The 11,444-nt window shown below is 30.4% G+C and carries 12 protein-coding genes and 1 tRNA gene; 11 read left to right on the top strand and 2 right to left on the bottom strand.

What is annotated here, in order from left to right; genetic code table 11:
* Nucleotides 1–390 precede the first annotated feature (390 nt).
* The 5 genes from EI71_RS09570 (at nt 391) to EI71_RS09550 (ending at nt 4,142) form a co-directional block, all read left to right on the top strand.
* Nucleotides 391–1,944 carry an ABC-F family ATP-binding cassette domain-containing protein gene (locus tag EI71_RS09570; RefSeq protein ID WP_119017004.1) on the top strand — a complete coding sequence of 518 codons (1,554 nt, stop codon included), beginning with the start codon at nt 391–393 and terminating at the stop codon, nt 1,942–1,944.
* 172 nt (nt 1,945–2,116) lie between these two features.
* Nucleotides 2,117–2,575 (top strand): YceD family protein, encoded by a 459-nt coding sequence (locus EI71_RS09565; protein ID WP_119017003.1) that lies wholly within the window; start codon nt 2,117–2,119, stop codon nt 2,573–2,575.
* A 12-nt stretch (nt 2,576–2,587) separates the two neighbouring features.
* Nucleotides 2,588–2,782, top strand: a complete 195-nt coding sequence (gene rpmF / locus EI71_RS09560; protein ID WP_119017002.1) for a 50S ribosomal protein L32 — start codon at nt 2,588–2,590, stop codon at nt 2,780–2,782.
* Nucleotides 2,783–2,894: 112 nt separating this feature from the next.
* Nucleotides 2,895–3,815, top strand: coding sequence for a 16S rRNA (cytosine(1402)-N(4))-methyltransferase RsmH (rsmH, locus tag EI71_RS09555; protein ID WP_119017001.1), 921 nt, complete (start codon nt 2,895–2,897; stop codon nt 3,813–3,815).
* A gap of 51 nt (nt 3,816–3,866) precedes the next feature.
* A complete protein-coding gene (locus EI71_RS09550) occupies nt 3,867–4,142 on the top strand; it encodes a hypothetical protein (protein WP_119017000.1) in 276 nt (91 codons plus the stop codon).
* A gap of 67 nt (nt 4,143–4,209) precedes the next feature.
* On the opposite strand, the gene EI71_RS10495 is transcribed toward EI71_RS09550, so the two are convergent.
* Nucleotides 4,210–6,327, bottom strand: coding sequence for an ATP-dependent Clp protease ATP-binding subunit (locus EI71_RS10495; protein WP_119016999.1), 2,118 nt, complete (start codon nt 6,325–6,327; stop codon nt 4,210–4,212).
* Between the two features lie 160 nt (nt 6,328–6,487).
* On the opposite strand from EI71_RS10495, the gene EI71_RS09540 reads away from it, so the two are divergent.
* The 6 genes from EI71_RS09540 to EI71_RS09515 all read left to right on the top strand — a co-directional run bounded on the left by EI71_RS09540 (nt 6,488) and on the right by EI71_RS09515 (nt 9,694).
* A tRNA-Cys gene (locus EI71_RS09540) sits at nt 6,488–6,561 on the top strand.
* A gap of 167 nt (nt 6,562–6,728) precedes the next feature.
* Nucleotides 6,729–7,202, top strand: a complete 474-nt coding sequence (locus tag EI71_RS09535; RefSeq protein ID WP_119016998.1) for a nucleotidyltransferase domain-containing protein — start codon at nt 6,729–6,731, stop codon at nt 7,200–7,202.
* The gene (locus EI71_RS09530) at nt 7,195–7,530 is read left to right on the top strand and encodes a HepT-like ribonuclease domain-containing protein (RefSeq protein ID WP_162849945.1); all 336 of its coding nucleotides are present in this window, start codon (nt 7,195–7,197) and stop codon (nt 7,528–7,530) included. The genes EI71_RS09535 and EI71_RS09530 overlap by 8 nt, the downstream gene beginning before the upstream one ends.
* Before the next feature lie 13 nt (nt 7,531–7,543).
* Nucleotides 7,544–7,852, top strand: coding sequence for a hypothetical protein (locus EI71_RS09525; protein ID WP_162849944.1), 309 nt, complete (start codon nt 7,544–7,546; stop codon nt 7,850–7,852).
* A complete protein-coding gene (locus EI71_RS09520) occupies nt 7,849–7,992 on the top strand; it encodes a PH domain-containing protein (protein WP_119016995.1) in 144 nt (47 codons plus the stop codon). The genes EI71_RS09525 and EI71_RS09520 overlap by 4 nt, the downstream gene beginning before the upstream one ends.
* 439 nt (nt 7,993–8,431) lie before the next feature.
* Nucleotides 8,432–9,694: an ATP-binding protein gene (locus EI71_RS09515; protein WP_119016994.1), complete on the top strand. Its 1,263-nt coding sequence runs from the start codon at nt 8,432–8,434 to the stop codon at nt 9,692–9,694.
* 73 nt (nt 9,695–9,767) lie between these two features.
* Here EI71_RS09515 and EI71_RS09510 read toward each other — a convergent pair whose 3' ends face one another.
* Nucleotides 9,768–11,288: an IS1634 family transposase gene (locus EI71_RS09510; RefSeq protein ID WP_162849943.1), complete on the bottom strand. Its 1,521-nt coding sequence runs from the start codon at nt 11,286–11,288 to the stop codon at nt 9,768–9,770.
* Nucleotides 11,289–11,444: the final 156 nt, after the last annotated feature.

Below are 11,444 nucleotides of genomic sequence, written 5' to 3'. Positions count from 1 at the left end.
ATAGAGATTGCTTTCTTAGAGAATACTTCACCTGTATCTCTTTGAATGAAGAAATCGTGTTTTTGTGAGGCAGCGTCTATGCCTACATAGATCATAATATCTTGTCCTTTCATGATTAACACTGGTACTACCTACAATTTCTAATCCGCGTTACCTCGTTATTGATGAACCAATCACTTAATGTGTTGTAACCTACTCATAACCATATAGAATTAAAAACTGTAGCTATTTCCTTTTTTAACCAGTCAAGCTGTAAGGAGGAAGAAAATAGTCTACAGTGTTATCAAAATAATATTAACATGTATTCAATAATAATTGGATATTAAATAGATGTTTATGTATTAACATCATTAAATAATTAATACAATTTTATTATACGAGGAGGACTTTATGGGAGGATTACTAGAGGTCGAAGGCCTTAAATTTAAATATACAGATAATAACCTTTTTAATGATGTATCCTTTAGAATCCTACAAAAGGATCACATTGTACTTGTTGGTGATAATGGATGTGGTAAATCCACATTCATGAATTTAATTGCAAAAAATTTAATTCCAGATGCTGGTACGATTACTTGGATGAATGGAATTAAATATGCATATTTAGACCAGCATTTAAAGGTAAAACAGGATATTTCTATTATTGATTACATTAGTGAGGTATTTAGACCACTAATGGAAAAAGAAAAGCTTATGAATTCTTATTATGATAAGCTTGCAACATGCCCTGAATATGAATATGAAAAATATTTAAACTATGCTCAAGCAATTCAAGATGAGCTAGATAAAGCGAACTTTTACGCAATGAATTCCACTATGGGAAATATGATTAATGGCTTGGGTATTGCAGATTATGGCCTAGATACAGAGCTATCTAAGCTATCTGGTGGACAAAGAGCAAAAGTATATTTAGCAAAGCTTTTACTTGAAGCTCCAGATGTGCTTTTAATGGATGAGCCTACAAACTTTTTAGATGTAGCCCATATAGAGTGGCTTGGGGAATATTTAAAAGGCTTCCCTAAAGCCTTTGTTGTTATATCTCATGATGAGGGCTTTTTAAAGGAAATTGGTGAGGTTGTATATAATTTATCCAATAAGAATATGGTTAGATATAATATGCCATATGAGCTTTATTTAAAAGAAAGAGATATAAGAGAAGAACAATATCAAAAGGCATATCAAAACCAACAAGCATTCATTAAAAGAACAGAAGATTTTATTCAAAAAAATATTGTTAGAGCTACAACTACAGCTCGTGCACAATCTAGAAGAAAGATGCTTGAAAGAATTCAAGTATTAGAAAAACCTAAAAACCATGAGCCTATGCATATTAATTTCCCATTTTCTAAGGGCTTAGGTCAAGAGGTATTAAAGCTAGATAACCTAACTGTAGGCTATAAGGATAAGGTAGTACTTGAAAACTTAAATTTCTTAATGAAGCAAAATCAAAAGATTGCTATACTTGGACATAATGGTGTAGGTAAATCTACTATTTTAAAAACTATTATGGGCCTTATCCCACCACTTGGTGGTAAATATGTATGGAATCCTTCTGGAGATTTAAACTATTTTGCTCAAGAAGAAGCATATGATAATGTTACAACCCCAATAGAGTATTTAAGATATTATTATCATTTAAAAACAGATGGTGAATTAAGAAGTATATTAGCATCTGTTGGCATAAAAGGCGATTTAGCTATAAAGCCAATGTCTACATTATCTGGTGGACAGCAAACTAAGGTTAGACTTGCTTTAATGACCATGAAAAAAAGCAATATTTTAATTTTCGATGAGCCTACCAATCATTTAGACGTATTATCTAAGGCAGAGCTTTGGGAGGCAATTGATAGATTCCCTGGTTCTGTAATATTAGTTACACATGAGGATGATTTCTATCAAGGATTAGTCGATTTAGAGTTAAAATTTGGTGAAGAGGATAAATAATTCTTTACATATGTAAGAGAATTATAGTATAAAAAGAATAATCATAAACACTAGAAAAACAAGTGGAATTTTCACTTGTTTTTTCATTAATAGATATATCTAAAATAACGTGATTTTATCCTTGACTTTGAAGTATGCTTTTTATATAATATACAATGCTGGGGTGATTTTTATGCAATTAACACTGGCTCAGTTAAGAAAGGTTACATTCCCTTATACAGTGGATGAAGACTTGGATTTAACAAATGAGCTAAATGGCTTTGAAGATATAATTTCAATTTCATTAGTTCACGTTCATTCTGTTATAAGAGAAAGAGGTATAGATACCTATGAGATAAGCTTCCATATTTCATGTGAGCTTACTTTAGAGGATTCTGTATCCTTAGAACCTATTTCTTATCCATTAGATACAGAAGCAGTTGAAATATTTACAACGGATAGTGATTTGGAGGATGCATTCCTAATTGATGGAATTACATTAAATACAAAGGAAGCTGTTATAACAAACATTCTTTGTGAAAAGCCAATGAGCTATACCTTATGTGAATTTGAATCTGATCCTGAACCTGAGGAAAAGAGTGAAGAGTCAGATATTAATCCTGCATTCTCGGCATTAAAAGATTTAATCTAGGAGGTGTAAAAGATGGCAGTACCTTTCAGAAGAACTTCTAAGATGAAGAAGAGAATCAGACGTTCTCATTTAGCCTTAAATGTTCCAGGAATGATCACTTGTCCAAACTGTGGTGAATTAACATTAGCTCATAGAGTATGTTCTAACTGTGGTTTCTACAAAGGCAAGCAGGTTGTAGCTCCTAAGGCTGAAAAAGTTGAGGAATAATTTCATTAAAGAAAATATTACTGATAGAAATAGGCTCCAGGGGAGCCTATTTTCTATTTATGATAGATTTTATTATTTAATTCATTTATAATGAATGCGAGGTTGATATATTATGTATGTACATAAAAGTGTATTATTAAATGAAGCAATTGAAGGCTTAAATATTAAACCAGATGGAATATATGTTGATGCTACAACAGGTGGTGGAGGACATTCCTCCCATATCCTATCAAAGCTTACAACAGGACATTTATATTGTTTTGATCAGGATGAATATGCATATAAAAGAAGTAAGGAAGTATTAGATCCTATTTCAAAAGATAATTATACATTTATTCCTTCAAACTTCGTTAATGTTAAAAGTGAATTAAATAAGCTAGGTGTTACTAAAATAGATGGTATTTTATATGATTTAGGAGTTTCATCTTTCCAGTTTGATATTCCAGAAAGAGGATTTTCCTATAATTATGATGCACCACTAGATATGAGAATGAATCAAAATCAAGAGCTTACTGCAGAAATTATTGTTAATACATGGAGCTTTAATGATTTAATGAGGATTTTTACAAGATATGGTGAAGACCCCTTCTCTAAACAAATCGCAAGAGCGATTGAGCGTGAAAGAGCAATAAAGCCTATTCATACTACATTTGAGCTTGTAGATGTAATTAAGAGTGCATTACCAGCTAAGGTATTATCTAAAAAAGGTCATCCAGCAAAACAAACATTTCAAGCATTAAGAATTGCAGTAAATGATGAACTTAAAGTATTTGAGGTATCCATTAATGATGCCCTAGATATGCTTGCACCAAAGGGTAGAGCAGTAGTTATTACATTCCATTCCTTAGAGGATAGAATTTGTAAAACAGTATTCAAAGAAAGAAGCACTGTAGATATTCCAAAGGGCGTACCTCTAAATATTGAAGCTCCATATGAACTTATAACTAGAAAGCCTGTAACTGCATCAGAAGAAGAGTTAAAGGAAAATAATCGTGCTCATTCTGCAAAGATGAGAATTATTGAAAAGAAGTAGTTTATTTTATTCGAAAAGTGATATAATAGTTTTAGTTTATAGGAGGTTATTATGAAAAAGGATAGTTTATCATGGTGGGTTGGCTTTTTAGCCTTCGTAGTATTATTTGCAGCAGGCTTTGCGTGGTTATTACACTGGATTCCAGCTGTAGGAAATGTATTTGGTAATATTAAGATGGTTGCCTCCATCGTTTTAACTGTAATTGCTTTAGTATTTGGTTGGATTTGGCTTAGAACTACAGTTAAGAACAAAAAATTATTATTAGTATTATCTATTCTATTTGTTATCTTTGCTGTATTAGCAATCGTTGGATTTTTAGGTATTTAAAAGAAGGACCATTTGGTCCTTTTTTTAATACGAAAAAGGGCCAATAACTTGGCCCTACATACTTGAATTATTTATTTAATAATCTAATTTCATTGTTGCATGCATCGATGACATAAGGAATATTTGGTTTTATTTCTCCTTTAATAATCTTTGTTGCAATAAATGTTTCAATATATTTTGTAATATATCTTTTAACTGGTCTTGCGCCATAGGCTTCATCAAATGCTTCATCTAGAATATATTTCTTTAAAGAGTCTGCAAAAGTCATATCAATACCTTGAGCAATTAATCTCATATTTAAATTCTTTAGCATCTTTGTAACAATCTTTAGCTGTACATCCTTAGTTAATGGATTAAATGTAATAATTTCATCGATACGATTTAAGAATTCTGGTTTAAAGTTTGCTTTTAATAATTGATTAACCTTAATGCTCTTATCACTATCATGGGATAGAAGAATATCAGAACCAATATTAGATGTCATAATAATGATTGTATTTTTGAAATCTACAGTTCTTCCTTGAGAATCGGTTAATCTACCATCATCAAGTATTTGAAGAAGTATATTAAATACATCATGATGTGCTTTTTCAATTTCATCAAATAATACGATAGAATATGGATTTCGTCTAACCTTTTCTGTTAACTGTCCACCTTCTTCATATCCTACATAACCTGGTGCAGAACCGATTAATTTAGATACAGAATACTGCTCCATATATTCACTCATATCTAATCTTACGATATGAGATTCACTATCGAATAGAGCCTCAGCTAATGCTTTTGCAAGCTCTGTTTTACCAACACCAGTAGGACCTAAGAATAAGAAAGAACCAATAGGCTTATTCTCATCCTTAATACCTGCTCTTTGACGAATAATAGCATCACTAATTAAATCAACTGCTTCATCTTGACCAATTACTCTTTCCTTTAATGTTTCTGCAAGAGCAAGTATCTTTTCTCTTTCACCCTGCATAAGCTTAGAAATTGGAATATTTGTCCACTTTGCAACAACCTCTGCAACAGATTCCTCGTTAACGGATTCAGATAATAAATGGTCTTCCTTAGATTTTTCTTGGTATTCTTTAATCTTTTGCTCTAATTCTGGAATTTTAGAATACTGAAGCTCAGATGCAATCTTATAATTGCCTTCATTAAATGCTTTTTCAAGCTCAAATTTCTTTGCCTCTAATTCCTTTTTAACATCCTTATAAGCAGAAATTTCAGCCTTTTCCTGTTGCCATTTCTTAGTTAATTCTTTAGCATCAGCTTCAAGCTTTAAAAGCTCCTCATTAATTACACCTAATCTCTTTTTAGATACATCATCTGTTTCTTTCTTTAATGCCATCTGTTCAATCTTAAGCTGTGCAATCTTTCTATCTGCATCATCAAGCTCTGTTGGCTTTGAATCAATTTCCATACGGCAAGAAGCACAAGCCTCATCGATTAAATCGATAGCCTTATCTGGTAAGAAACGATCGGTAATATATCGATTAGATAATGTAGCTGCGGCTACAATAGCATTATCCATAATGGTTACACCATGATGAAGCTCAAATCTTTCTTTAATACCACGCAGAATAGAAATAGTATCTTCAACTGTAGGCTCTGATACTAAGACCTTTTGAAATCTTCGCTCTAGGGCACTATCCTTTTCAATATATTCTCTATATTCCTTTAAAGTAGTAGCACCTATACAATGAAGTTCTCCTCTAGCTAGCATTGGCTTTAGCATATTGGATGCATCTAGTGCACCATCTGCCTTACCTGCACCAACAATTAAGTGAATTTCATCGATAAACATGATGATTTTACCATCAGATTCTTTAACCTTATTTAATACAGCTTTTAATCTCTCTTCAAATTCTCCACGGAATTTAGCTCCTGCAACAAGTGCTCCCATATCAAGTTCAAAGATAGATTTATCTTTAAGAGTAGTAGGAACGTCGTTTGCAACAATACGTCTAGCTAAGCCTTCAATAATAGCTGTTTTACCTACACCTGGTTCACCAATTAATACTGGATTGTTTTTAGTCTTTCTTGAAAGGATTTTGATGATCCTACGGATTTCTTCATCACGACCGATTACGGGATCAATTTTTCCTTCCCTTGCAAGCGCAACAATATCTCTTCCATATTTTTCAAGTACATTTTCGTTTTCATTTTGTTCGTTATTATACTGCATATATCATCACACCTTTCTGACTCATCTCTCTTAAGTCACCTCTATTATATTCTTAAAAATTGGCACTGTCAAGCATAGAGTGCCAAAAAGTGAAAAAGAGACAAAATTGTGTTTGACATTGGAGTGTTGTTTCGATATAATAGAAGCGTTCACGATATATGGACCCGTAGCCAAGTGGTAAGGCACGGCACTGCAACTGCCTGATCGTTGGTTCGAATCCGATCGGGTCCTCCATTAAAGAACAAGTAGGTTTAATACAATTTAGTATTAAGCCTTTTTTCTTTATGTGAATTTAAACATGCCAAAATGGCATTAGTTTTAATAATAATATGCCAAAATGGCACTTATATATTGAAAAATATTGCCACGATGATATAATATAATTGGTGGTGGTTACTGATATGGCACTTAAAGAATTGAGAATAACGTTTGGATTGACTCAAGTAGAAGCAGCAAATTCTGTGGGTGTTCCTTTAAGGACATACATAAGGTATGAATCTAATCCGGATGAGTCTAATTTAAAATATCAAAAGATTGTAGAATTGTTAAAAGATAAATATGAAATTACTGAAACAAAGGGAATTTATGCATTAGATAAGCTAAAAATTATCCTATTAAATGTAATAGAAAAATATAAAGATGAAATATCTTTTTGTTACTTATTTGGATCATATGCAAAAGGCTATGCAAAAGATGAAAGTGATGTAGATATTTGTATTAACACTACACTTACTGGATTTAGATTTGTTGGATTAGTCGAAAACTTGCATCAAGTATTAAAGAAAAAAGTTGATGTTATTAGATTTAATGATTTAAAGGACAATCTAGAATTGATCAATGAAATAATGAAAGACGGAATAAAGATATATGGATAATATAAAAAATGATAAATATTATATTAATCAAATACTAGATGATATTGACAAAATAATAAAATACACTAACAATGTTTCATATGATGATTTTGTGGTTGATGAGCAATTAATAGATGCAGTATTATTTAGATTAATTCAAATGACTGAAAACATAAAGAAATTGTCCATTATGTTTAAAGAACAACATGCTAGCGTTAGTTGGAATGATATAGTTGGATTTAGAAATAGAATAGTTCATGATTATGGTAAAACAGATTATACAATTGTTTATGAAGTAGTTTTTAACGATATTCCAGACTTAAAAGAAGTATTATTAAAAATCAAGTGATTTGGAGAAAAAAATGGAAATTAGAAAATATACAAAAGATTTAATCCCTGATGTAATAGATTTTGAAAAAAGATTGCGAGAGGAAGAAGATTTTTGGGGATGGGAAATAAATGAAAAATACATTGATGACGTTTCTAAAAGCTTTGAATCATCATCTTTTAATGAATCCTTGTCATTACTTGCATATGTAGATGGCAAAGTTGTTGGTAGGATAGATTCATCTACTATTTATAGTCATTTTGATGGTTCAAAAAAAGCTTATTTAGATTGGATTTGTGTCATAAAAGCTGTCGTCATAAAGGAGTTGCTCAAGCACTTATGAGTGAACTTAGAATCAAACTTAAAGAAAACGGAATGAATACTCTAATTGGTTTAATAGCTTCGAATGACGAAGCTCAGAGCTTTTATAAAAAGTTACAAAATGCACAAATCAAAGATGAAGGTATTTGGATAGAATTATAAGGAAAAAAATATTAGGAAGATCATTTAATCAGGTGTGGAAATTTCAATTCAGGTGTGGAATTTTTGTATCAATTAGCTAGTCCCAAGCCATTAAAGAACAATAGGTTTGATACATAGTTATCAAGGCTTTTATTTTTATATTAATTAGGAAAAGTGGCATAACTAAGCCATTATTTTGTAATATTTAAAATGAATAAGCACCAATTATTGATTAATTTATATCGATTTTTGGTGCTTTTCTTATTTATATACATTTAAGTCGGATACCATAGCTTAACTCGGATACCGTAGATGCCTACTCGGATATTTTTCTTAAACTCGGATACTTTTTATGCTTTTGACTATTATATAGTTGATTTTAATTTGCATTTGGAAATTGACTTTTTACCGATAATCGACTATAATCAAATTGAAATTGAAAATAGTCGGAGGTGGTAAAATGACATACATCAATAGAGCGATTGAAGATACACTAAAGAAAAGATTTGACACATCTAAATCTGTTGCAATCACAGGTGCAAGACAAGTTGGCAAAACAACTATGACTAAGCATTTATATTCTGACATAAAAAGAATAAACTTAAAGAATGTTGCTCTTTATAATAATGCCAAAGAAGATCCTCAAGGATTTTTAGAAAATTTTGAAAGACCTCTATTTATTGATGAGGTTCAAATGGTTCCAGAATTAATTGGTGCAGCTAAGACAATTCTTGATGAAACTTCTACAAGAAGTAATTATTTATTTTCTGGGTCACAAAAATGGGAACTTATGAAAGGCTTATCTGAATCTCTTGCTGGCATGGTTTCTATTTTGGAGTTAGGAACGTTATCCTTAAGAGAAATAAATAATATATCTTTTAATATGCCGTTTATTCCAACCTTAGACTATTTTAAAGAACGTGAAAAGAACTTAAATAAGTATGTCAATCTTTGGAAGATAATTCATAGAGGTGGTTACCCAGAGTTATATGAAGATAGTCCGAGAGATTGGGAAGATTTTTATTCCTCATATGTTAGAACATATATTGAAAGAGATGTCTATGACATTACGAAAATAAGAGATTATAATTTGTTTTATAGGTTTATGGTTTCTGTTGCTGCAAGAACAGGTAATATGCTTGATTATAGTAGCATCTCAAAAGATATTGGAGTTTCAGTTGAAACAGTTAGAAATTGGATATCAGTTCTTGAAAAAACAGATATCATTTATCTTTTAGAACCATATTATAATTCTCATTTAAGTAGAGCTATTAAAACACCAAAAGTGTATTTTAGAGACACTGGTTTAGCTGCTTATTTAACTTCTTGGCTAACTCCAGAAACGCTTGAAAATGGTGCAATGAATGGGGCATTTTTTGAAACTTTTGTTATAAATGAAATAATAAAATCTTATATTAATCAAGGAAAAGATTATAGAAAGAGGATATATTATTATCGTGGTAAAGATAAAGTTAAAAAAACTGTAAATGGTAATGAAATGTTTGAAGAAAATGAAATTGATTTAATTATTGAAGAAAATGGCATTTTATATCCGATTGAAATAAAGAAAACAGCAAACCCTAAATCAGAAATGGCATCTGCATTTGATGTATTAGATAAAGATATTGATAAAAAGAGAGGCATAGGCGCAATTATTTGTAGAGTCGATTACAAATTAAAATTGAGAGATAATCTTTATGCGCTTCCAATTGAATACATTTAATCGTCATAATTTAGGAGGATTTTTTATTGAATTATAAAGATTTTATAATTTCAGATTTTTTAGATGATAGATTTCAGAATGCATTGATAGTATCTTCATCACTAGCAAAAGCTGGTCTAGATTGTAGATAAGTTTTAAGTAATCTAAATGATTCTTCAATTCTCCATAAGTTATGATATACTTTATATATTTCTTTTGGATCAGCTTTAACTTCGGAAGTAACTAACATATTAAAACCAGCAAATTTTAAATCTGCATCAATCTTTTCTTGGTTTAAAGAAGTAGCAACTTTAATTTTTCTACCATCCTTATCTTTAGCCTCAAAATTAACATATTTAGCAGAATCACCAATATCTTCTTTAACTGCAATTTTATAAGATAAAATCTTTTTAAGTTTTTCAACTTCCCTATTAATTTCAGCTCTTTGTTTAGCAGCAAGCTTAGGATTATAAGTAACAATTCTTTTTTCTTTTACAGTGAATTCTGTTTCTTTTTCATCGTCGGGATTAATTTTACATTTGTATAGATAATTACCATAATCAACAACCTTGCCAGCATTTTTACCAGAACGAATGATGTGTTTAGAAGTTTTATATTTGTAAATTAAATTACCAACTTCATCCCTAACATCTTCCCATTTGTTAAATTCATCATCATCCATTAAAATCCAATCCTGTTCCTCTTTAGATAAAGAACGACCTTTTATGGATTTAGAAAAGATATAACCATCATTTGCCTCAACTACAGCAGCATATATATTTCTAGCACAATTAAGCCCTTTGTCGGCTACTTGAATTATTCTACCATGAACACCATTTCTAGATTTCATGTCTTCAATTCTTTTTCTTAAATAAGGCTTTTCAGATTCGTTACCAGGGTAAAACTCGGTATCCAGAGGTATTTGATCACTATCTAGAAGTAGAGCTTGACCCATAATAGGACCTTTAAAATTTTCTTTTGAAGGTCCTTTTTTTAAAAAAGGAGTTTCCAAATCTATTTCAAAATAATAATTCGTACAATCAAAATAGACCTTATCTGTTTTTCTTTCCCAAATATCATTAATATGATGATTTAAAACTTCGATATATTTATGATAATCACCACCAATAAAGTTGACGGCATCTAAAATTTGATCATAAGAAAAATTAGGTGCATCATAAATATTAGGAATAACTCTTTCAAAAGCTTTAAGTTTTGAACCAGGAGATAAAATTTGTGAATAACATAATGTTCTATACATATCACTAAATTTATATTGCCATTTATGTGTAGAAGCAACAATATTAATAGTTCTATCCATATCAAGTAAATCAAACATAGCTTTAACTAAAAAATGGCCAGCATATTTTTGAGTAGATTTATCAGAAATTTGAAGTTCTTTATTTTCCAATAATTGTTCATTCATTTGTTTAACAATATCAGAATAATAAGAAACAGGATCATCAATACCAGAAGCTTTTAAATCAGAAACATAGCCTAAAGCTTTATAAGATTTAGTATTTTTCTTTTTCGTATTAGGATCATAATAATTAGAATAGATTTGAAGATAAAGCCCCTTTTTAGAAGGAGTAGATTTCTTTAAAAAATAGATCATAAAAAGGTCCTCCGAACAATAACTACCTTAACTACCTATATTATAGCATAATAAAAAAATATTTTCAACTTTTTTAATAATTTATTTATAAATTATTAATTGGTCAAAAATATTGTCTTTATCCTAAATTTTGGGTAGTTAAATCCTAAATACGGG

The sequence above is a fragment of the Anaeroplasma bactoclasticum genome, assembly GCF_003550015.1.
GTDB classification, from domain to species: domain Bacteria; phylum Bacillota_I; class Bacilli_A; order Acholeplasmatales; family Anaeroplasmataceae; genus Anaeroplasma; species Anaeroplasma bactoclasticum.
This window is presented reverse-complemented; position numbering and strand designations above follow the sequence as displayed.